We start from the raw sequence: 21,566 nt of genomic DNA on the forward strand, positions 1-21,566 counted from the left end.
CGCCTCGACCTTCACCTCAGGACGACGGGCTCAGCCAATCTCCAGCCGGCACGTTGAGCTGCAACCGTCGCGGCTGACGTTGTTGCCGTCGTCGCACTCCTCGCCCTGGTCCTCCTGAACGTCGCCGTCGCCACATCGGGGGCCCCAGAGGCAGCCACGGCCGCACTCTCCATAGCCACCGGCGTTGACGCCGTCGTCGCACTCCTCGCCGGCATCCTCGTCCACCACGCCGTCGCCGCAGGTGGCGGTGCACTCGGTGCGGGCGGTGAGGAAGTTGTTGAGCGTGAGGCGGTACGACGAGCCCTCGGTGTGGCGCTCGGCCTGGAACACCACCACCTCGTAGATGCCGCCCCGCCGCAGCCCCAGCGTGCTCGCCTGGCCCGACATGTAGATGGTGCCCGACGCCGGGCCGTGCACACCGCCCAGGTCCAGCGCCAGGCGCCCGTTGACGAACACCCACACGTCGTCGTCACCGCGGAAGGTCAGCTCCTCGGAGCCCTTGTACTCGAACCAGTAGCGGGCCTCGCTGGTGAAGTGGAAGTTGCGCTGCTGTCCCGCCAGGTCCCTGCGCCGCGGCTCGTGGCCCTCGGCCACCCAACTGCCGCTGACATCGTCGAGCGGGAAGAACGCATCGTTATCGAACACGTACGAGCCATCAGGCTGCTGATTCAGCACGAAGGTGCTGACGATGGTCTTGTTGACGTTCTCGACCGCCTTGTACCACTGGTCGAAATTGGCCCGGTTGCTGGTGTTGTTCGACGCCTGGCCTTCCTTCGCATAGACGGGGCGGCCATTGGCATCGAGCCGGTTCTCGACGATGCCGTCCTCACGGCCCGCGTTCCGGTTCTCAAAGTCCTCGTGGCCACGGGGCAGGCCATTCGCGGGATCGGCGGGCAGGTCCCAGCCGCGGAAGTCACGGTAGACGACGGGGATGGACACCTGCGCCGGCGGCTCCTGCGTGACGAGCACACACGCGAAGCCATCCTCCAGCTTGCAGTCCGGCGAGCAGCCGTCATTGGCGCGCGTGTTGCCGTCGTCGCACTCTTCAACGGCGCTGTTGGGGAGGATGAGACCGTCGCCGCACGTCTCCTCGCAGTTGCCATCCGAGCAGCGGGGCTCCTGGGTGCACAGCGGCGAGCAGCCGTCACCCATCACGGTGTTGCCGTCGTCGCACTGCTCGGTGCCCTCGGTGATGCCGTCACCACAGGTGGTGCGGCTGCACGGCTGACCCGGCGGGCACTTCCAGCCGTCCTCGAGCCTGCAGACGTCGCTGCAGCCATCGCCCGGAGTGGTGTTGCCGTCCTCGCACTCCTCATCACCGGCGATGATGTTGTCACCGCACTCCTTCGCGCGGCAGCGGCCACCCTGGGCCGGGCACGCCCAGCCACTTTCGATCCGGCAGCTCCCGTTGCAACCATCACCGCTGACCAGGTTCCGGTCGTCGCACTCCTCGCCGTCCTCGACGCGGCCATTTCCGCAGTTCACCAGGTGGACGCACGGCGCTCCCGGCACCTCGCAGATGAACCCACCCTCCACCGTGGTGCACGTCGCGTTACAGCCGTCGCCGTCCACCCTGTTGCCGTCGTCGCAGGCTTCGCCGGACTGGCGCTGACCATCACCACAGTCGTCGCCAGCATCCGGCGTTGACCCGTCCGGGGTGTTCGGGCCGGTGCCGGCATCGGGCTTCGCCGAACCTCCCCCGCCGTTACAGGCCACCAATGTGAAGAGAAGAGATGCGAGCAACGCGCTCGCCAACCGAGACCTGTGATGGGGGTTCACCATGGGAGCAAATGCTGAAAGTGCTTCGCACGGCTGTCAACGCGTCACGGCAAGTCAACGGATGCGAGGTGCAGACGGTGCACAGATGTGCAGGCAGAACGGACTTTCCATGAGCTTCCCGTCTGCTGCGCACATCCACATTCATGACAACAACGCCCGAAACATCACTTTCGTAGAAAGCCGGAAGCGGCGTGAAGCACGGGGCGCACACGTCTCGTGCGGGCCATTCAGCCCATCCCCACCCGCATCACTGGGCCACGTTGCGGACGTACTGAGCGTAGAAGCGGACCGCGTCCGCGTAGCCCTTCACCGACACGCGCTCGTCCTTGCCGTGGAGGCGTGACAGGTCGGCGCCGTCCAGGCGCAGCGGCATGAAGCGGTAGACGTTCTCACTCAGCCCGGTGAAGTAGCGCGAATCCGTCGCGCCCAGCATGAGGTACGGGGCCACGACGACGTCGGGGAACACCTGGCGCACGCTGCGCTGGAGCTGCGACCAGGCCTCGGAGTCCATGCGCGACACGGGCGACGGTTCACTGATGAAGCCCAGCGTGCGCACCTTCACCCGCGGGTCATCCACCACGCGCCGCACGTGCTCCAGCACGCCCGCCACGGAGTCTCCCGGAAGGATGCGGAAGTTCACCACCGCCCGGGCGCGGGCGGGCAGCACGTTGTCGCGCTCGCTGCCCTCGAACATGGTGGCCGCGGCGGTGGTGCGCACCGCCGCGTTGGTGGTGGCCTTCGCGGTGAGCTGGCGCAGCACCAGCGGCTCGAACAGCCACAGGTTGGCGAAGAGCGTGCGCATCCCGAAGCCCATCTCCGGCCCCGCGAACTCGAACAGGGCCCGACTGCCACCGCGCAGCTTCGCGGGCATGGGCGCATCCTCCAGCCGGGAGATGGCGCGGCTCAGCACGCCCACGGCCGTCTGGGGCGGCGGCATGGACGAATGGCCACCTTCGCCATCCGCCACCAGCTCCGCGCTGGCGAAGCCCTTCTCCGACACGCCGACCAGGGCCACCGGTGAGGCCACGCCGGGCACGGTGCCGGACACAATCATCCCGCCCTCGTCCAGCACGGACTCCAGCGTCACGCCCCGCTCGCGGAGCAGCTTCGCCATCGCCTCCGCGCCCTCGCGCCCCCCCACCTCTTCATCCCCACCGAAGGCGAGCAGCACCGTGCGCTTGGGCTGGAAGCCCGCCGCGAGCAGGGCCTCCACCGACTCCAGGATGCCGAACACGCTCCCCTTGTCGTCCAGCGCGCCCCGGCCCCAGACATAGCCGTCCGCCACCAGCCCGCTATAGGGAGGGTGAGTCCAGGACGCCTCCGTACCAGGCTCCACGGGCACCACGTCCAGGTGCCCCAGCAGCAGCGCCGGGCGCAGCGACGCGTCCGTCCCCGTCCAGGTGTACAGCACCGAGTGCGCCCCCACGGGCTCGCGCTTCAGCGCCTGATGGAGCCGAGGGTATTGCTCCCGCATGTAGTCGTGGAGCGCGGCGAAGGCGGCGTCCTCCGCGGGAAGCCCCTCCGCCGCCGCCAGCGTCTTGAGCCGCAGCGCACCGCCCAGCCGGACCGCGGCGGCATCCGCGTCCACGGTGAACGCCGCGGGCGCCTCCGGCTGGACCTGCCGCGAGGTGAAGCGAAAAGCCTTCGTGAGGAGAACCCCCGCGAGGGCAACGACGACAACCAACAACGACAAGAGAATGCGTTTCATCGGCAAGGCTCGCGGTGGGGACGTCTCACGCTAGCAAAGGCGGCCCGCCACCCCACTGCATCTCCAGGGCAGAGCCCCACGGCAGGCCTCGCCTCCACGAATCACGAATTTACAGTATTGCGACTATTTTGCACCTTCGCCGCGAAACACAAGTCGTGTAGATGACGCGGCTCGTCGCAGGGGGGCGCAGTGAAGAAGCCGTCGACGCTGTGGAGACAGCGCTGGCTTGGCCTGGTGCTGGGGACACTGGCTGGCAGCACCGGCGGAGGTACGGAGGACCCGGGCCGTCCGGGCGCCCCGGGCGCGGCCACGGTCCAAGGCTCTGCAACGACGTCTCCTACGAAGACCCGCGCTCCATCGCCGTCAAGGGCCAGTACGCGCGCGAGAAGAACCTGGGTGGCGCCCTCATCTGGCCCCACAGCCAGGGGCACTTCCTCCAGCCGACGAACGGCCACAGGGACCCGCTGATGGATGCGGTGAAACACGCCTTCCTGGACCCGTGAGCGCGGGAAGCACTGGCGGCGGAGCACCCGGTCCCGCACCATGGCGGCCATGGAGACTTCGAAGTCCGTAGCCACCGCGCTCACCATCGCCGGCTCCGACAGCGGCGGCGGCGCCGGCATCCAGGCCGACCTGAGCACCTTCGCCTTCCACCGCGTTCACGGCACCAGCGCCCTGACGGCCATCACCGCGCAGAACACGCAGGGCGTCACCCGCGTGGACGTGATGCCCCCCGAAGCCGTCGCCGCGCAAATCGACGCCGTGGCCTCCGACATCGGCGCGGGCGCGGTGAAGACGGGCATGCTCGTCAACCCGGCCATCATCACCACGGTGGCCCAGCGCCTGCGCGTGCTGGGCCTGGGTCCACTGGTGGTGGATCCCGTCATGGTGTCCCGCGCCGGCGCGCGCCTCATCGACGACGCGGCCGTGGGCGCGCTCAAGGAGCTGCTGCTGCCCCTGGCCACGGTGGCCACGCCCAACCGGCACGAGGCGGAGCTGCTCGCCGGCATGAAGCTGGAGACGCTGGAGGACATGCGGGAGGCCGCGCGCCGCATCCACCGGCTCGGCCCCCAGGCGGTGCTGGTGAAGGGCGGCGGCATGACGGGCGCGCTGCGCGGCACCGACGTCTGGTTCGACGGCGAGCGCCTGGAGACGCTGCACCTGCGCGCGGTGGACACGCGCAACACCCACGGCACGGGCTGCACGCTGTCGGCGGCCATCGCCGCGCATCTGGCGCTGGGGCAGCCGCCGCTGGAGGCCACCCGGCGCGCGAAGGACTACGTCACCGCCGCGCTGGAGCACCCCCTGCCCCTGGGCAAGGGCCCGGGCCCCTTCAGCCACTTCTTCCCGCTGGAGGGGTAGCCCGGGCCCGTCACCGGGCGACTACTTCGCGGCCTTCTTCGGCGCGGCCTGCGCGGCCGGCACGGGGAAGCCGCGCTTGCGCATCAGGGCCTGGATGCCCGCCTCACGGCCCCGGAAGGCGCGGTACGCGTCGGCCGGGTCCAGCGTGTTGCCCACGGAGAAGACGTGCTTGCGCAGGAGCGCGGCCACGTCCTTGTCGTAGGCGCCCTTGCCTTCGGTGAAGCGCTCGTAGGCGTCCGCCGTCAGCGTGTCCGACCACAGGTAGCTGTAGTAGCCCGCCGAGTACCCGTCACCCGCGAAGACGTGTCCGAACTGCGGCGTGCGGTGCCGCATGACGATTTCCTTCGGCATGCCCAGCGCGTTGAGCGTGTCGCGCTCGAAGGCGTCCGCGTCGATGGGCGTAGCCCCCGCCAGGTGCAGCTTCATGTCCACCAGCGCGCTGGACAGGTACTCCACCGTCCCGAAGCCCTGGTTGAAGGTGGCGGCCTTCTCGATGCGGTCCACCAGCGCCTGGGGAATGGGCTTCCCCGTCTGGTAGTGCAGCGCGTAGGTGTTCAGCACCTCGGGCGTGGACAGCCAGTGCTCCAGCAGCTGCGAGGGGAACTCCACGTAGTCGCGCGCCACCGCGGTGCCGGCCAGCGACGGGTACGTCACGTTGGAGCTGAGGCCGTGCAGCGCGTGGCCGAACTCGTGGAACAGCGTGGAGGCATCCTCCCAGCTGATGAGGACGGGCTCACCGGGCTGGCCCTTCACGAAGTTGGAGTTGTTGGAGACGATGGTGGTGACTTCACCCCGGAACCGCTCCTGGCTGCGGTACGCGTTCATCCACGCGCCGGAGCGCTTGCCCTTGCGCGCGTACGGGTCGAAGTACCACAAGCCCACGTGACGCCCGCTGGCCTGATCCTTCACCTCCCAGACGCGCACGTCGGGGTGGAACACGGGCACGTCGTTCACCTGCGTGAAGGAGAAGCCGAACAGCTCGCCGGCCACCCAGAACATGCCCTCGCGCAGCTTCTCCAACTGGAGGTAGGGCTTCACCTCGTTCTGGTCCAGGTCGTACTTCGCCTTGCGGACCTTCTCCGCGTAGTAGCGGTAGTCCCAGGGCTCGATCTTGAGCTTCGCGCCCTCCTTGTTGGCCACGCGCTGCATGTCCGCGACCTCCTCGTGGACGCGGGCCACCGCAGGCTTCCAGACGGCCTCCATCAGCTCCATGGCGCGCTCGGGCGTGCGGGCCATGGCGTTCTCCAGCCGCCAGTGCGCGTGCGTCTTGTAGCCCAGCAGCGTGGCGCGCTCGGCGCGCAGCTTCAGGACTTCGGCGATGATGGCGTTGTTGTCGCGCGCGTCGCCGTTGTCACCGCGGTTGACGTAGTTGCGCCAGACCTTCTCGCGCAGGTCGCGCCGCGACGAGTACGTCAGGAACGGCTCCATGGAGGAGCGCGTGTTGGTGATGATCCACTTGCCCTTCTGACCGCGCGACTCGGCCGCGGCGGCGGCGCCCGCGCGCACGGAGTCCGGCAGGCCCGCCAGGTCCGCCTCGGACTCCAGGACGACGGTGTAGCCCTCTTCGTCCGCGAGCACGTTCTGGCTGAAGGACGTGTAGAGCGACGCCAGCCGCTGGTTGATGGCCGCCAGCTTCTGCTTGGCCGCCGCGTCCAGCTTCGCGCCGGAGCGGACGAAGCGCGTGTAGTGCAGCCAGGTGAGCCGCTGCTGCTCGGGCGTCAGCTTCGCCTTGTCGGGCGACTGGTACACCGCCTCGATGCGGCGGAAGAGCGCCTCGTTCTGGAAGATTTCGTCGTCGAAGGCGGCCAGCTTCGGCGCCATCTCCCGCTCCAGCGCCTGGAACTCCGGCCCGCTCATGGACGAGCTCCAGATGCCGTAGAGCGTCTCCACGTCCCCCTGCGTCTTGCCGGCGGCCTCCAGCGCGACGATGGTGTTCTCGAACGTGGGCGCCGAGGTGTCGTTGGCGATGGCCGCCAGCTCGCCGCGCGTCCGCTCCATCGCGGCCTCGAGCGCTGGCTTGAAGAGCTCCACCTTCACCTGGTCGAACGGCGGCACGCCGCCATGGGCGCCCGTCCACTTCGCGAGCAGCGGGTTGGTCTGCTCCGGAGCAGCCGGCGCGGCGGGGGCGGTCGTCTGAGGCGCGGTGGCCAAGTTCTGGGACTCCTGCGAGGTCGTCGCACAGCCGGTGGACACGAGTACGGCCATGCCCGCGCCAGCGAAGAAGAGCTTACGCATGTAGAGGATGTCTCCCGACGAAAGGGGGCTAACTGAAGAGGGACGCAGCCTAGCGGCATCGCGTCGCGAACCGGGGGACGGAATCGCGGGCACACCAACATGCCTGCCTGCCCATCTGTTCCCGGCCAACACCGTGGCCACGGGCAAGACGCGGTGTGTTACACCCAGCCCCCCCACAGCATTCACCCTCCAGGAATGACCGTGACGAGCACGCTGAAGGACCGCATCGAGAACGCCGACTTGCTGGCGAAGGTCGTCCCCGTCGAAGAGGCGGTGAAGCACGTCGTCCACGGCAACACCGTGGCCATCAGCGGCTTCACCAAGTCGGGTGAGCCGAAGACCTTCCTGCCGGCGCTGGCCTGGCACTTCTCCCAGACGGCGCCGGACGCCCGCATCACCCTGCTGTCCGGCGCGTCCCTGTCCGAGGACGTGGAGGGCCCCATGGCGCCCTTCATCGCCAAGCGCGGTCCGTACATGTCCTCGCCTGCCTCGCGGCGCCGCATCCATGCCGGGGAGATGGACTTCACGGACGTCCACCTGTCCGCCTTCGCGCGCAACCTGATGTATGGCTTCTACGGCGACATCGACGTGGCCGTCGTCGAGGTGTCGCGCATCCGGAAGAATGGCAGCGTCGTCCTCACGTCGTCGGTGGGCATCAGCGCGGAGGCGCTGGCCCGCGCGAAGAAGATTGTCCTCGAGGTCAACACCTCCGGGCCGGACTACACGGGCTTCCACGACATCGTCCTGCCCGCCGTCCATCCACACGTGGGCTGGCCGCTGCCGCTGGTGAACGTGAGGGACCGCATCGGCAACCCCTACGTGGAGCTCGACCTGAGCAAGGTGGTGGCGGTGGTGGAGTCCCGCACGCCCGACCACCCGGTGCCCTTCAAGGCGGCGGATGACACCGCCAGGCGCATCGCCGAGCACGTCATCGACTTCCTGATGCGCTGCCGTGAGCAGTACCAGTGGGGCAAGCGCCTGCCGCCCATCCAGTCCGGCGTGGGCAACGTGGCCAACGCCATCATCGGCCAGCTCTACGACTCTCCCTTCCAGAAAATCCGCTTCTGGACCGAGGTCTTCCAGGACGGGATGCTGCGCTACGTGGAGGACGACGCGAAGTTCGAATACGCGTCCGCCACCGCGGTGTCCTTCTCCTCCGAGGGCCGCCAGCGCTTCCTCGACATGTTCGAGCGGAGCAAGGACCGGCTGGTGCTGCGGCCCATGTGGCTGTCCAACAGCCCCGAAATCATCTCCCGCCTCTTCGTCATCGCGATGAACACCCCCATCGAGGTGGACATCTACGGACACGTCAACTCCACGCACATCGACGGCTCGCGCATCGTCAACGGCCTGGGCGGCTCGGGTGACTTCTTCCGCAACGCGTACCTGAGCATCGTCCACACGCCGTCCACGCGGAAGCTGCGGGATGGCCGCACGGTGAGCTGTGTCATGCCGTACGTGCGGCACATCGACCACACCGAGCACGACATCAAGTGCGTCGTCACCGAGCAGGGCTACGCGCTCAACATGGACATCCGCTCGCCCAAGCGGCGCGCCCAGGACATCATCGACCGCTGCGCGCACCCCTACTTCCGGCCGCTGCTGCACGCGTACCTCGACATGGCGGGCCCCGGCGACGAGCCGCGCGCCACCGACATGAAGGTGCTCCAGGGCTGGTGGGCGGACTACGACGCGGCGACGCGCGCCTTCCCCCAGAACGGCTGAGACACCGGCGGTGGAGCGCAACGGCCGCGAAGCCTGTCCCCCGGAGCTGGCCGCCCAGTTGCGGGAGGTGGACCGCCTGCGACGCAGCGGGCGGTATGCGTCCGCCCTCGCGCTCGCACGGGCGCTGGCGGAGGCCCATCCCCGGCAGGCTCGCGTGCTGCTGGAAGTGGCGCAGACGCTGGCCATCTGGGGCGGCGTCCCCGCGGAAGCGCTGGAGTGGTACGAGCGCGTGCTGGCGTTGGCCCCCGGCCACCTCACCAGCAGGCTGCACCGTGCCTTGTGCCTGTCGAGGCTGGGCCGCCATGAAGACGCGGTGGCGGACTTCGACGCGCTCGTCGCGGCGGGCTACCGCAAGGCCCTGGTGCTGCACATGAAGCGCGCCGAAGCACTGGAGGCGCTGGGCCGGGATGAAGCGGCGGAGCGGGACTGGACGCTCGCGATTGAGGAGGCCCCGGGCAACCCGTGGCTGCTCCAGCAGCGCGCCGCCGCGCGGGCCCGCCTGGGCCGGCTGGACGACGCGGCGCAGGACCTCACCGAGGCGCTCGCGTCCCAGACGGGCGACGAGGTGGACCCGGAGCTGCTGCACGCGCGCGGCGTGTTGCGTGAGCGTCAAGGTGACGTGGACGGTGCGCGCGCGGACTTCGAGGCGGGACTCTCCGCCTTTCGTGAAGGCGACCCACCCGCCCTGCTGGACGCGCTTCGTGAAGGAACCATGCGCAAACCATGACGGGCCCTTCGCGGCCACGGCATGCGACAAGAATGGCCATGCACACGGCGGCTCCGGCCGCGGGTGCTGATTCCGGGCCGGATGCTCCCGGAGAGGCGGGGGGGCTCGCGAGTGGGGCCGAGCTCCGACGCAATGCCTGACACCCCGTGAGAGCGCCGACTTGGAGCGGTGCTTGGGGACCACGTTGGTGGCGGGGAGCTGCGTGCGGACGCGGACCATGCCGAGCGCGGCGGTGGGCCAGAGGGAATCGCATGCCGGGCCGAAGGGAAGCGGCTCGAACCTGCGGTTCCCTCTGGTGTCGGGGTGATGCCCTGCGGTCAGGCCGCGACTTCGGCTTCAGGCTCCCGACGCACCTTCGCCAGCGCCGCCACGACGACCTCCGGCCCCGCGCCGTGCTTGTGGGCATTCTCACTCAGGTGCCTGCGCCACGCCCGCGCCCCGGGAAGCCCCTGGAAGAGCCCCAACATGTGCCGGGTGATGGCGCCCAGCGGCGCGCCGCGCAGCATGGCCTTCTCGATGTACGGCAGCATGGCCTCTACGACTTCGTGCCGCTGGGGCACCGGCGTGGTGGCGCCAAAGAAGCGGCGGTCGGCCTCGGCCAGCAGGTACGGGTTCTCATACGGGGCGCGGCCCATCATCACCCCGTCCACATGGCGCAGCTGCTCCGCGGCGGCGTCCAGCGTCTTGATGCCGCCGTTGATGCTGATGTCCAGGTGCGGGAACTCCGCCTTGAGCCGGTGCACCAGGTCGTAGCGCAGCGGCGGGACGTCGCGGTTCTCCTTGGGGCTCAGCCCCTGGAGCCAGGCCTTGCGCGCGTGCACGATGAAGCGGGTGCAGCCCGCGGCGGACACCTTCCGGATGAAGCCCTCCAGCGTGGGCCATTCCTCCAACTCGTCGATGGCGATGCGCGACTTCACCGTCACCGGGATGCTCACCGCCTCCCGCATCGCCCCCACCAGCCGAGCCACCAGGTCCGGCTCCGCCATCAGGCACGCACCGAAGCGGCCCGACTGGACGCGGTCGCTCGGGCAACCCACGTTGAGGTTGATTTCGTCGTATCCCCACTGCTCGCCAATGCGGGCGGACTCGGCGAGCGCCGCCGGCTCCGAACCGCCGAGCTGAAGCGCCACCGGGTGCTCCGCGGCGTCGTAGCCCAGCAGCCGCTCCCGGTCGCCATGCAGGATGGCGCCCGTGGTGACCATCTCCGTGTACAGCAGCGTGTGGCGGCTGAGCTGGCGATGGAAGTACCGGCAGTTGCGGTCCGTCCAGTCCATCATCGGCGCGACAGACAGCGGCATGGGATGAGTCGGCATCATGCGAGAACCCGGGGCAGCAGCCGGAGCGTCCCGTTCGGCGGGCCGCTCCCCTGCCGCCTGCATGTAGCCGGGTTTTCCGCCCCTGCCCACCCCTTTGCCGCCCCTCTTCCCTGGCCACCGGGCAGGCACCCACCGCGAACCATTTCACTCCGGGCAAATCCACCCAGCCAGCGAGCCCTTCCCGTCTGGTTGTCTGGCCGCCCTGACGGTCCGTGGATAGTCATGCCCGCATGAAAGCCTACGAACTGCAGCAGACAGGAAGCGCCGACGCATGGGTGCAGGTGGAGCGGCCGGAGCCCACGCCGGGCCACGGCCAGGCGCTGGTCCGGATCCGCGCGGTGTCCCTCAACTACCGGGACCTCTACATCGCCCTGGGCCGCTATCCCGGACCGCGCCCTGCCTCCCTCATCCCCGTGTCGGACGGCGCGGGAGAAGTGGTGGCCGTGGGCCCCGGCGTCTCACGCGTGACGCCGGGTGACCGCGTGGCCCCCACCTTCTTTCAGACCTGGACGGACGGCCCGGCCTCGCCGGAGAAGACGCGGAACGCCCTGGGTGGCAGCGTGGATGGCGTGCTCGCGGAGTACGTCGTCGTGGACGCGGAGGGGCTCGTCCTCCTCCCGGACCACCTGTCCTTCGAGGAAGGCGCCACCCTCCCATGCGCCGCCGTCACCGCCTGGAACGCCCTGGTCGCCGAGGGTCGGCTCCAGCCGGGCCAGACAGTGCTGGCGCAGGGCACCGGCGGCGTGTCCGTCTTCGCGCTCCAGCTGGCCAAGGCGTTGGGGGCGCGCGTCCTCATCACCTCCAGCCAGGACGCGAAGCTGGAGCACGCCCGGGCGCTGGGTGCGGATGGCACCATCAACTACAAGAAGCACCCGGACTGGGACGAGCAGGCGCTGGCGCTCACCGGCGGCCAGGGCGTGGACCACGTCCTGGAGGTGGCCGGCGAACAGACGTTCCCCCGCTCCGTCCGGGCCACGAAGCCCGGGGGCCACATCTCCCTCATCGGCATGCTCAGCGGCGGCTTCGCCAAGCCGGACCCCGCCCTGGTGGAGCCCAAGAAGCTCGACGTCCAGCGGACTTACGTGGGCAGCCGCGCCATGTTCGAGGACATGAACCGGCTCCTCACCCAGCACCGCCTCGAGCCCGTCATCGACCGGAGCTTCCCCTTTGAGCAGGCGCGCGAGGCCCTGCGTTACATGGAGTCCGGCGCCCACTTCGGGAAGATTGTCATCGCCGTCTGAGCGGCCGGGCCACGAGCAAGGTGGCCAGCCCTGGCTCCCACCCTCTGCCACCAGCGGGCGCGCCCTAGCGAGGGTGAAAGCCACAGGCAAGCAGAAAGGAAGGCTGGAGATTCTCTCCACTTAGGGTAGTCACGGGCGCGCCAAGGGTGCGTGACAGACATGTCAACCGCCCTCAAGAACGGCGTCGCCTGCCCTCAGGCGACTTGGAGGGACGGATGCTCGAGAAGCTGATGCCGAAGTCGGACGAGTTCTTCGACGACTTCGATGCGCAATGTGCCGTCACCGTCGAAGGCGCGAAGATGCTCTACGAGTTGCTCAGTGACTACCGCGACGTCGCCCCGCGGGTCCAGGCGCTCAAGGACGCGGAGCACCGTGGGGACGAAGTCACCCACACCGCCTTCAACCGTCTGCACAAGCAGTTCATCACCCCATTCGACCGGGGGCAGATTCACACCCTGCTCTCCCGCATCGACGACGTGTTGGATTTGACCAACGCCGCCGCCGCCCGCCTGCACTACTACGAAATCCCGGCCAGCCTGCCGGACGCCACGGAGCTGGCACGCCTGCTGGTGCTGTCCACGCAGAAGGTGCAGGAAGTGGTGGCCGCGCTGCGGCTCATCAAGAAGCCGGAGCAGATTCTGGCCGGGTGCAAGGAAATCAAGCGCCTGGAGGCGCAGGCGGATGAAGCCCTGCGCTCGGGTGTCGGCCGGCTCTTCAAGAGCGGCGCGGACACGCTGCTCATCATCAAGTGGAAGGAGATTTACGACTTCATTGAGACCGCCACCGACAAGTGCCAGTCGGTGGCGAACGTCATCGAAGGCGTGGTGCTGGAGCACAGCTAAATGCTACTCGCCGCCGTCATCCTCATTGTCGCGGTCGCACTCATCTTCGATTTCATCAATGGATTCCACGACGCGGCGAACTCCATCGCCACCGTGGTCTCCACCCGAGTGCTGTCCCCCAACCTCGCCGTGGCCTGGGCCGCGTTCTTCAACTTCGTGGCGGCCTTTGGCGGGAACGTCCACGTGGCCAACACCATGGGCAAGGGCATCATCAACTTCGAGATGCTCCGGGCTCAGGGCCCCAGCGCGGTGCTCGCCGTCATCTTCTCCGCCCTCATGGGCGCCATCGTCTGGAACCTGTTGACGTGGTGGTGGGGCCTGCCCTCCTCGTCGTCGCACGCGCTGGCCGGCGGCATGATTGGCGCCACGCTGCCGGTGCTCGGCTTTGCGGGCCTGGTGGGCTCGGGCATCGCGAAGATCGCCGCCTTCATCGTGCTGTCGCCGCTCATCGGCATGACGCTGGGCATCGGTCTGATGGTGTTGAGCACGTGGGCGGTGCACCGCCAGACACCGCTGAAGGTGGACTCGTGGTTCCGCCGGCTGCAGCTCGTGTCGTCCGCCATCTTCTCCTACAGCCACGGCACCAATGATGCGCAGAAGGTGATGGGCATCATCGCGGTGGTGCTCTTCGGCACCATCTGGAAGGACCGGCCGTTCCACATCGACTGGTGGATGATCATCTCCTGCCACGCGGCCATCGCCCTGGGGACCTTCTTCGGCGGGTGGCGCATCGTCCGCACCATGGGCCACAGCCTCACCAAGCTGGCGCCCATCGGCGGCTTCGCCGCGGAGACGGGCGGCGGCGTCACCATCATCGCGCTGGCCCAGTTGGGCATCCCCGTGTCCACCACGCACACCATCACCGGCGCCATCGTCGGCGTGGGCGCCACCCGGGGCTGGCGCGCGGTGAAGTGGGGCGTCGCCGGCCGCATCATCTGGGCCTGGGTGGTCACCATCCCGGCCGCGGCGCTGACCGCGGTGGTCTTCTACGGCCTCACCCAGGTGGTCATGCGCCTGGCAAGCTGAACGCCGGGGAGGGCTCGCATGGACCTCCGCGAGCCCTTCCCCGTCATGCATGGACCTGCCGGGTCCCCTGCTTGACTTGCCGCGGCAAGTTCGGCCAGCCTTCCCTTCATGAACGGCGTCAACAGCCAGCACGTGCAGCGCGAGGGAACGACGTTCCTCGCCCGCGTGTGTGTCCTGACGACCGTGCTGACCACCACCACGACCACGACGACTCCCCGCCGGGCGCGGGTGGTCTAGCGACGGAACCCCCTTGGTTTCCAGCTCGGCCCCGCGCTCTCCGGCGCGGGGCTTTTTTGTTTTCACATGCCGCAGGAGCCCCGACATGCAGCCCTCCCCGCAGTCGACGCCGCCGCCCCCGCCGTCTCGCCTCGCCGCCTTCCACGCGGAGGTGCGCTCATGAGGGTGATGAAATTCGGGGGGACGAGCGTGGGCAACGCCGAGCGGATGCGCGGCGTGGCGGACCTGGCCGCGGCGGCGCGCAAGGAGACGCGGGTGATGATGGTCGCCTCGGCCGTGTCCGGCATCACCAACCTCCTGGTGGACGCGGCCCGCGCGGCCCAGGAAGGTCAGCCGGTGGAGTCGCTCCACGGCCGCTTCGAGGACGTCCACCGCGGCATCATCCGCGAGCTGGCGGCGGAGCTGGGGGAGGCGCGGCTGCGCTCGCTGGAAGAGGGGCTTTCCACGCTGGCCTCGGAGCTGCGCGGGCTGCTGCAGGGCGTGGGGCTGCTGCGGGAATGTTCGCCCTCCGTGCTCGCGCACCTGTCCGGACTGGGCGAGCGCGCCTCGTGCCTGATTCTGGGCGCGCTGATGCACGCACGCGGACTGGAGCCGCACGCCGTGGAGCCACGGGACGTCATCCTCTGCGCGGGGGACCCGCTCCAGGCCACGCCGCTCCAGGAGGAGACCCGGGCGCGCTTCACGCCGCTGCGCGAGGCCGGCGGCCCCGGGCTGATGCTGATGCCGGGCTTCTTCGGCGGTGACACCCGGGGCAAGACGATGTGCCTGGGCCGGGGTGGCTCGGACTATTCGGCGGCGCTGGCGGCGGCGGCGCTGGACGCGGAGCTGCTGGAGATCTGGACGGACGTGGACGGCATCTTCAGCGCCGACCCGCGGCTGGTGCCAGAAGCCTTCCCGCTGCCCGAGGTGAGCTTCGAGGAGGCCATGGAGCTGGCCTACTTCGGCGCCAAGGTGCTCCACCCCAAGACGATTGCGCCCGCGCGCGAGCGCGGCATCCCCGTGCGCGTCTGCAACAGCTTCCGCCCAGACCACCCGGGCACCCGCGTCACCGACGACGCCGCGCCGCCCGAGCACCCCGTGCGCGGCCTCTCCTTCCTTCCCGGCATCGCCCTGGTGAACCTGGGCGGCGCGGGACTCAAGGGCGTTCCGGGCACCGCCGCCCGCGTCTTCGAGTCCATGGCCCTCGCCAACATCTCCGTGGTGCTCATCACCCAGGGCTCCAGCGAATGCTCCATCAGCTTCTGCGTCCAGCAGGCGGACGCGGAGCGCGCCGTGCAGGCCCTGGAAGTCGCGTTCGAGATGGAGCGCGCGGCGGGCAAGGTGGACACCATCGAGCAGCAGCGCGGGCTCGCCGTGCTCAGCATCGTCGGTGATGGCATGCGCCACCGCGTGGGCGTGGCGGGCACCTTCTTCAGCGCGCTGGCGGACGTGGGTTGCAGCATCGCCGCCATCGCGCAGGGCTCCAGCGAGCGCAGCATCTCAGCGGTCATCGCGGAGACGGACGGTCCCCGCGCCCTGGCCCATGTCCACGGTCGGTGCTTCGGCACCACGGAAGTCGTGGAGCTGCTGCTGGCCGGAGTGGGCAGCGTGGGCGGCGAGCTGCTCAAGCAGGTCCACCAGCAGGCGCCCAAGCTGCGCGCCCACGGCGTGGACCTGCGCGTCTGCGTCATCGCCAACAGCCAGCGCGTCGCGACGGCGAGCGAGGGAATTCCCCTGGAGGACTGGAAGCAGCGGCTGGCGGCCAGCAGCGACGCCGCGCCCCTGGACGCCTTCCGCGACTGGGCCCGCGCGAAGCGGCCGGGCCGGCCCGTCTTCGTGGACTGCACCAGCAGCGAGGACATCGCGCTCGCCTACCCGTCGCTGATGGAGGCGGGGCTCCACGTCGTCACCGCCAACAAGAAGGCCAACGCCGGCCAGTGGAGCCACTACCGCAAGCTGCGCGAGACGGCCTCCCGTCACCAACGCCGCTTCCTCTACGAGACGAACGTGGGCGCGGCGCTGCCTGTCATCGACACGCTGAAGAACATGCTGCGCACGGGAGACCGGGTGCTGCGCGTGGAAGGCATCCTCTCCGGCTCGCTGTCATTCATCCTGGGCCTGACGGAGGAAGGCATCCCCTTGTCGCAGGCGGTGGGCACCGCCATGGAGAAGCGCTTCACCGAACCCGACCCGCGCGACGACCTCCACGGCACCGACGTGGCGCGCAAGGTGCTCATCCTCGCCCGCGAGCTGGGCCGCCAGGTGGAGTTGGAGCAGGTGACGCTGGACTCCCTGCTGCCGTCGGACTTCGACGCCACCGGGCCGCTGGATGACTTCCTCGCCCGGCTCCCGCTGGTGGACGCCGCCTTCCAGCGCCGCGTGGAGGCACTCCGCGCGGAGGGCAAGGTGCTACGCTACGTGGGCAGCGTCACGGAGGACGGCTGCTTTGTCGGGCTCGTGCCGGTGCCCCTGACGCACCCGCTGGCGGCGGTGAAGGGCGGAGAGAACGCGCTCAGCTTCACCTCGGAGCGCTACAGCCCCACACCGCTGGTGATTCGCGGCTATGGCGCGGGCGCGGCGGTGACAGCCGCTGGCGTGCTGGCGGACGTGCTCCGCCTGGTCGACGGGCCACTTCCCTGAGTTGACGCCCGGTACGACAGGTCCGCGGCCGATGTCCGTTTGAAGTTGGCTGCGGACTTGTCGACAATGCCCCGCCTGCCCTCGAATGCGCGAGAGGCAAGGGGGAGAGAACGGAATGGACGTGACTCGCAAGCCGACCCGAGACCTCACCTGCAAGGTGCTGGCGCTCGCATTCACCCTGGCGCTGACAACTGCGTGTCCCGGTGACGATGATGAGGGCGGTGGCGGTAGCGGAGAACCCGTCACCCTGAGCGGCACGGTGACGTACGACTTCGTCCCGGCCGTCTATTCTCCCTCCACGCGGCGGGGGACCCTGGACTTCGCCCAGTCCTCCAAGCGGCCCGTGCGCAACGCCGTGGTCCAGGTGCGGCAGGGCACGCGGGTGCTCGTCGATGGAACGACGGACCAGCAGGGGCGCTACACGCTCACATACACCCCTTCCGGCAGCGGGGCGCTGTCGGTGGTCGCGCTCGCCAAGACGACCGAGCCGGAAATCCAGATTGAGGACAACACCGACAACAACGCCATCTGGGCGGTGGGCGGCGACATCACCGCGACGGTGACGACCAAGGACTTGCACGCGACCCACGGATGGGCGGGCTCCCGATACACGGCCAGCCGGCGCATCGCGGCGCCCTTCGCCATCCTCGACAGCATGTACACCGCGTCGCGGGCCTTCATGGACGTGCGCCCGGTCAACTTCCCGCTGCTGAAGGTGAACTGGAGCCCGAACAACATGCCCCAGTCGGGCACCGCGCCGGATCGCCGGGATGGCCGAATCGGCACCTCGCACTTCTCCTTCAGGGAGAACGAAATCTACGTGCTCGGCCGGGAGGGCATCGACACCGACGAGTTCGACGCCCACGTCATCGTCCACGAGTGGGGGCACTACTTCGAGGCCAACCTGTCGCGCGCGGACAGTCCGGGCGGGCCGCACTCCAGCGGTGACATCCTGGACCCGCGCCTCGCCTTCGGCGAAGGCTATGGCAACGCGCTCGCCAGCATCCTGCTGCCGGAGCCCATCTACGCCGACACATTCTGGGACACCTCGACGCTGGTCGCCTTCGGCTTCGACGCGGAGAGCGAGCCGCCCAGCACCGACGACCCGCGCAAGGGCGCCTTCTCCGAGATGAGCGTCTTCCGGCTGCTCTATGACTTGTACGACTCCGGCACCAACGAGTCGTACGACAGGGTGTCGTACGACCTGGGCATCCTCTACGACGTGCTCGTCGGCCCGCAGAAGGCGACGCCCGCGCTGACCACCATCGGCTCGTTCATCAACGGCCTCAAGGCCCAGTCCGGCGTCAGCATCGCGGACGTGGACCGGCTGCTGGCCTACTACAACATCGGGTCCATCTCCTCGGACTTCGGTGATGGGGACACGCCACTGCGCGCCATCTACACCCACGTGCCGGGCATCCCGTACACCACCGAAGTCCCCCTGGTGGGCGGGCGCGACTACAACAAGCGCGAGCAGAACCAGTACTACGTCTTCACCGGCACGGGCCGGAACATGACGCTCAGCGCGTCCCACGCGGAGCAGGACGTGGGCATCGAAGTCTTCGGCCAGGGCCGGCGCCTGGCGCAGTCCGACATCGACTACACCGGTACGGAGACGGTCAGCATCCCGACCCAGGCGGACACGCAGTATGTCGTGGTCGTGTTCGGCTTCCAGGAGGAGGCCGAAAACTACGATCCCTTCCCCATCCTCTCCATCACCAGCCAGTGATTCCGGAGCGCACATGAACCTCAAGGCAATCGCAGCCCTGTCCAGTCTCCTCGCGCTCACGGCGCAGGTCGCCTGCACCTCCCCGTCGAAGTCGAACCCCACGCCCAGCGACACCTCGAACACCACGAAGGTCGGCGCGCCGGTGAAGGTGGACGCGAAGCTGGGTGAGGACCAGGCCCGCGTCTCCCTGCGCTTCGACGCGCCGGCGACCGACGTCAAGGTCAGCCTCTCCGGAGTGGACGGACTCGAAGTGAAGAGCTCCGCCACCCCCGTGTCGGGTGGCAGCTTCACCCAGGACGCCGTGTCCGAGTTCGACGTGAGCTTCACGCCGGGTGAAGGGCAGTCTCACCTCGTCGTCACCGTCACGGGTGATTTCCGCGGCGCGCACCTGTCGCGGGTATTCAGCTTCGCGGTGGGTACGCCCACGGCGGCGCAGCAGAAGACCGAAGGCACGACGGTGACGGGCGACGACGGGCAGCCCATCAAGGTCATGCCCTCGTCCGACGCCGAGTAGTCCGGCGGGCACAGCCGAGGCCCGGGAGACCGGGCCCGGCCGAGGCAGCCCCCTGAAAAACATAGCGGGGAGCGCGCCCCCCGACGCACTCCCCGCCACGTGAGCCACTCAGACGAGAGCTCCAGAAAAAAACATTGGGAGCACGCCCCCTCGACGTGCTCCCAATGACTGCGCGGCCCGACTCCGGCGCGCCCTCCCCCTGTGGAAGCAACAGCCCCCCCGGGCTTGCTTCCTCCCCATCCCCACTTCGAAATTCAAAACGCACGGCGCCGAAAACCTTGAGGCCCCCCTGCGTTTATTTTTCGGGCCGCCTGGAGCGATGCTCCGCCCACACGGCCACACACACACGCTGCGTATGGGCCTTCGCGAGTGGCTCCCAGGATGACGACCGACCTCCCCGCCCCGAAGCCCTCGACCCACGGCTTCACAGGGACGCTGTTCCACCTCTGGGTCTTCCTCGGCTCCTTCCTGCTCTTCCAGGTGGAGCTCATCCTCGCGCGGCTGCTGCTGCCCTCCTACGGAAGCAGCGCGGCCATCTGGACGACGTGCCTGGTGTTCTACCAGGCGGTGCTGCTGCTCGGTTACTTCTACTCGAGCCGGGTCGCGGTGGCCGCGCACCAGGGCCGCTACCGCTGGGCCCACCTGGGCTTCGTGCTGGTCGCGGTGGTCGTCTTCCCGTTCCGGCTGCACCTCTTCGAGCTGCACCCCGTGGCGGCCATCCTGCTCACGCTGACGCTGTCACTGGGGCTGCCGTTCCTCGCCTTGTCGACGACGAGCGTCGTCGCCCAGGGCTGGTTCACCCGCACGGAGCATCCCTCTCGGGGTGACCCGTTCTTCCTCTACGGAACGTCCAACGCGGGCGCGCTCACGGCGCTGCTCACCTTCCCCTTCCTGGTGGAGCCGGCGCTCGACATCCAGGAACAGCTGGTCGTCTGGTACGCGGGCTACGGCGCGTTCGTCGTCTTCGCGCTGCTCTGCATCCGGCGTGTTCGCCCGGCGCTTGCCGGGGGAAGCACGACGTCCGCGCCAGCGGCCGGGACCGAGCCGGCGCCCCGCGCCCCGCGCGCCTCACGCATCACCTGGCTGCTGCTGTCCGCGAGCGCCAATGCGCTGCTGCTCGCGGTCACCAACGTCCTCACGCTGGATGCCTCCATCCCGCTGCTGTGGATCCTCCCCCTCTCGCTGTACCTGCTCACGCTCATCGTCTGCTTCTCGAAGCGGCCCCCCACGCCCACGGGGTTGAACCGGCTCGCGCTGGGGAGCCTCGCCGTCGCGGCGGGCGCGGCCCTCTTCGCGCTGGCACGCGCGCAGACGTCGCTCCCGTCCCTGGTGCTGCACAGCGCGGTGCTCTGGGTGGGCTGCCTGCTGATGCATGGCAACCTCGTGTGGTGCCGCCCGTCGGACCCGCGCCTGCTGGGCTCGTTCTACCTGCACGTCTCGCTGGGCGGTCTGGTGGGCACCTTGCTGCTGGCCCTGGTCGTTCCCCTGACGCTGGGCTCGCTGGCGCTCCCGTACCTGGACCACGGCATCACCGGACTGCTCCTGCTGGGAGGACTGGCGGCGCGGGACATGATGCGCCGAGGCCAGGGGATGCCCGTCCCGAAGCTGGCGCCCTACGTATCGAGCGGAGCCGCCCTGTTCGTCGTCGCGGTCCTGGTGCTCTCCGGGTGGATGCTCGCGCGCGGGCGCATCGAAGGTTCGCGCACCTTCTACGGCCTCTACACGGTCAAGGACGCGGAGGGCCTGCGGCTGTTCCAGCACGGCAGCACCGTGCACGGCGTGGAGAACCTCCACCCGGACGAGCGAGGAGAGCCCCTCTCCTACTACCACCGGGGCTCCGCGGTGGGCCGGGTGCTGGCCTCGGAACGGATTCCGCGTGAGCGCGTGGCCGTCGTGGGGCTCGGCATCGGCAGCCTCGCCGCGTATGGCCGCCCCGGCGAGCATTGGGACTTCTACGAGTTGGACCCGGAGGTGGAGCGGCTCGCGCGCCAGCACTTCAGCATGCTCGGCTCCAGCCAGGCGGAGCTCCGCGTCCTTGCGGGGGATGCGCGCCTTCGCATGGAGGAAGCCAAGGACGGCGGGTACGACGTCATCGTCCTCGATGCGTTCTCCAGCGACTTCGTCCCCACGCACCTGCTGACCCGGGAGGCGCTGAGCCTCTATCTCCGGAAGCTCGCGCCGGAGGGGCTCCTGCTGTTCCATGTCTCCAGCCGGCTCTTCGACCTGGTCCCCGTGCTCACCCGCTTGAGCACGGAGCTGCGGGTCCAGGGGCTCGTGAACCAGACGGAGCGCCTCACCGCCGAGGAGCTGGCGTCGGGCCGCTCACCCAGCGTCTGGTTCGCCATGAGCGCCAACAGCGACGTCGCGGCCCGCCTCACCCAGGAGCTGCCCTTCCAGCCGGTGGACACGCCGCCCGAGCTGAAGGACAGGCGCGTCTGGTCCGACAGCTACGTCAACCTGCTGCACGCGCTCGCGCACTGAGCCACGGTCTCGTGGCGCTTCCGAG

Annotated in this window: 16 protein-coding genes; 12 read left to right on the plus strand and 4 right to left on the minus strand. The window is 69.2% G+C overall.

Features of this window, described 5'->3' with window-relative positions; genetic code table 11:
- Positions 1-30: 30 nt before the first annotated feature.
- Positions 31-1,782: a DUF4215 domain-containing protein gene (locus tag BLU09_RS12970; RefSeq protein WP_090489731.1), complete on the minus strand. Its 1,752-nt coding sequence runs from the start codon at positions 1,780-1,782 to the stop codon at positions 31-33.
- Positions 1,783-2,026: 244 nt separating this feature from the next.
- The gene (locus tag BLU09_RS12975) at positions 2,027-3,487 is read right to left on the minus strand and encodes a M20 family peptidase (RefSeq protein ID WP_186817849.1); all 1,461 of its coding nucleotides are present in this window, start codon (positions 3,485-3,487) and stop codon (positions 2,027-2,029) included.
- A gap of 161 nt (positions 3,488-3,648) precedes the next feature.
- Here BLU09_RS12975 and BLU09_RS39355 point away from each other — a divergent pair, with 161 nt between their 5' ends.
- Both BLU09_RS39355 and thiD read left to right on the plus strand, forming a co-directional pair.
- On the plus strand, positions 3,649-3,990 hold the full coding sequence (locus BLU09_RS39355; protein ID WP_244171672.1) for a hypothetical protein: 342 nt from the start codon (positions 3,649-3,651) through the stop codon (positions 3,988-3,990).
- Between the two features lie 40 nt (positions 3,991-4,030).
- A complete protein-coding gene (gene thiD / locus BLU09_RS12985) occupies positions 4,031-4,849 on the plus strand; it encodes a bifunctional hydroxymethylpyrimidine kinase/phosphomethylpyrimidine kinase (RefSeq protein ID WP_090489735.1) in 819 nt (272 codons plus the stop codon).
- 21 nt (positions 4,850-4,870) lie between these two features.
- On the opposite strand, the gene BLU09_RS12990 is transcribed toward thiD, so the two are convergent.
- The gene (locus BLU09_RS12990; RefSeq protein ID WP_090489737.1) at positions 4,871-7,084 is read right to left on the minus strand and encodes a M3 family metallopeptidase; all 2,214 of its coding nucleotides are present in this window, start codon (positions 7,082-7,084) and stop codon (positions 4,871-4,873) included.
- 195 nt (positions 7,085-7,279) lie between these two features.
- Between BLU09_RS12990 and BLU09_RS12995 the strand changes: the two genes are divergently transcribed.
- Positions 7,280-8,809: an acetyl-CoA hydrolase/transferase C-terminal domain-containing protein gene (locus BLU09_RS12995; RefSeq protein ID WP_090489739.1), complete on the plus strand. Its 1,530-nt coding sequence runs from the start codon at positions 7,280-7,282 to the stop codon at positions 8,807-8,809.
- A gap of 10 nt (positions 8,810-8,819) precedes the next feature.
- Positions 8,820-9,536, plus strand: a complete 717-nt coding sequence (locus BLU09_RS13000; RefSeq protein ID WP_090489741.1) for a tetratricopeptide repeat protein — start codon at positions 8,820-8,822, stop codon at positions 9,534-9,536.
- A gap of 317 nt (positions 9,537-9,853) precedes the next feature.
- On the opposite strand, the gene dusA is transcribed toward BLU09_RS13000, so the two are convergent.
- On the minus strand, positions 9,854-10,852 hold the full coding sequence (dusA, locus tag BLU09_RS13005) for a tRNA dihydrouridine(20/20a) synthase DusA (protein WP_090489743.1): 999 nt from the start codon (positions 10,850-10,852) through the stop codon (positions 9,854-9,856).
- Between the two features lie 230 nt (positions 10,853-11,082).
- On the opposite strand from dusA, the gene BLU09_RS13010 reads away from it, so the two are divergent.
- The 8 genes from BLU09_RS13010 to BLU09_RS13040 all read left to right on the plus strand — a co-directional run bounded on the left by BLU09_RS13010 (position 11,083) and on the right by BLU09_RS13040 (position 21,541).
- Positions 11,083-12,093 carry a zinc-dependent alcohol dehydrogenase family protein gene (locus BLU09_RS13010; RefSeq protein ID WP_090489744.1) on the plus strand — a complete coding sequence of 337 codons (1,011 nt, stop codon included), beginning with the start codon at positions 11,083-11,085 and terminating at the stop codon, positions 12,091-12,093.
- Between the two features lie 215 nt (positions 12,094-12,308).
- On the plus strand, positions 12,309-12,935 hold the full coding sequence (locus tag BLU09_RS13015; protein WP_090489746.1) for a DUF47 domain-containing protein: 627 nt from the start codon (positions 12,309-12,311) through the stop codon (positions 12,933-12,935).
- Positions 12,936-13,961, plus strand: coding sequence for an inorganic phosphate transporter (locus BLU09_RS13020; RefSeq protein WP_090489748.1), 1,026 nt, complete (start codon positions 12,936-12,938; stop codon positions 13,959-13,961). It abuts the gene before it with no gap.
- 108 nt (positions 13,962-14,069) lie between these two features.
- Positions 14,070-14,198: a hypothetical protein gene (locus BLU09_RS39880; protein ID WP_261770716.1), complete on the plus strand. Its 129-nt coding sequence runs from the start codon at positions 14,070-14,072 to the stop codon at positions 14,196-14,198.
- A gap of 159 nt (positions 14,199-14,357) precedes the next feature.
- Positions 14,358-16,817: a bifunctional aspartate kinase/homoserine dehydrogenase I gene (gene thrA, locus BLU09_RS13025; protein ID WP_090489750.1), complete on the plus strand. Its 2,460-nt coding sequence runs from the start codon at positions 14,358-14,360 to the stop codon at positions 16,815-16,817.
- Positions 16,818-16,932: 115 nt separating this feature from the next.
- Entirely contained in the window at positions 16,933-18,546 is a 1,614-nt protein-coding gene (locus BLU09_RS13030; protein WP_244171673.1) for a hypothetical protein, read from the plus strand.
- Between the two features lie 13 nt (positions 18,547-18,559).
- Positions 18,560-19,060 carry a hypothetical protein gene (locus BLU09_RS13035; protein WP_090489754.1) on the plus strand — a complete coding sequence of 167 codons (501 nt, stop codon included), beginning with the start codon at positions 18,560-18,562 and terminating at the stop codon, positions 19,058-19,060.
- A gap of 381 nt (positions 19,061-19,441) precedes the next feature.
- Positions 19,442-21,541: a spermidine synthase gene (locus BLU09_RS13040; RefSeq protein ID WP_090489756.1), complete on the plus strand. Its 2,100-nt coding sequence runs from the start codon at positions 19,442-19,444 to the stop codon at positions 21,539-21,541.
- Positions 21,542-21,566: the final 25 nt, after the last annotated feature.

The sequence above is a fragment of the Myxococcus virescens genome (genome assembly GCF_900101905.1).
Lineage (GTDB): Bacteria > Myxococcota > Myxococcia > Myxococcales > Myxococcaceae > Myxococcus > Myxococcus virescens.

Bases quoted from the DNA above. Each gene is read 5' to 3' on its own strand.
- BLU09_RS12970 (WP_090489731.1), bottom strand. From the start codon at position 1,782: ATGGTGAACCCCCATCACAGGTCTCGGTTGGCGAGCGCGTTGCTCGCA.
- BLU09_RS12975 (WP_186817849.1), bottom strand. From the start codon at position 3,487: ATGAAACGCATTCTCTTGTCGTTGTTGGTTGTCGTCGTTGCCCTCGCG.
- BLU09_RS39355 (WP_244171672.1), top strand. From the start codon at position 3,649: ATGACGCGGCTCGTCGCAGGGGGGCGCAGTGAAGAAGCCGTCGACGCT.
- thiD (WP_090489735.1), top strand. From the start codon at position 4,031: ATGGCGGCCATGGAGACTTCGAAGTCCGTAGCCACCGCGCTCACCATC.
- BLU09_RS12990 (WP_090489737.1), bottom strand. From the start codon at position 7,084: ATGCGTAAGCTCTTCTTCGCTGGCGCGGGCATGGCCGTACTCGTGTCC.
- BLU09_RS12995 (WP_090489739.1), top strand. From the start codon at position 7,280: ATGACCGTGACGAGCACGCTGAAGGACCGCATCGAGAACGCCGACTTG.
- dusA (WP_090489743.1), bottom strand. From the start codon at position 10,852: ATGATGCCGACTCATCCCATGCCGCTGTCTGTCGCGCCGATGATGGAC.
- BLU09_RS13010 (WP_090489744.1), top strand. From the start codon at position 11,083: ATGAAAGCCTACGAACTGCAGCAGACAGGAAGCGCCGACGCATGGGTG.
- BLU09_RS13015 (WP_090489746.1), top strand. From the start codon at position 12,309: ATGCTCGAGAAGCTGATGCCGAAGTCGGACGAGTTCTTCGACGACTTC.
- BLU09_RS13020 (WP_090489748.1), top strand. From the start codon at position 12,936: ATGCTACTCGCCGCCGTCATCCTCATTGTCGCGGTCGCACTCATCTTC.
- BLU09_RS39880 (WP_261770716.1), top strand. From the start codon at position 14,070: ATGAACGGCGTCAACAGCCAGCACGTGCAGCGCGAGGGAACGACGTTC.
- thrA (WP_090489750.1), top strand. From the start codon at position 14,358: ATGAGGGTGATGAAATTCGGGGGGACGAGCGTGGGCAACGCCGAGCGG.
- BLU09_RS13030 (WP_244171673.1), top strand. From the start codon at position 16,933: ATGGACGTGACTCGCAAGCCGACCCGAGACCTCACCTGCAAGGTGCTG.
- BLU09_RS13035 (WP_090489754.1), top strand. From the start codon at position 18,560: ATGAACCTCAAGGCAATCGCAGCCCTGTCCAGTCTCCTCGCGCTCACG.
- BLU09_RS13040 (WP_090489756.1), top strand. From the start codon at position 19,442: ATGACGACCGACCTCCCCGCCCCGAAGCCCTCGACCCACGGCTTCACA.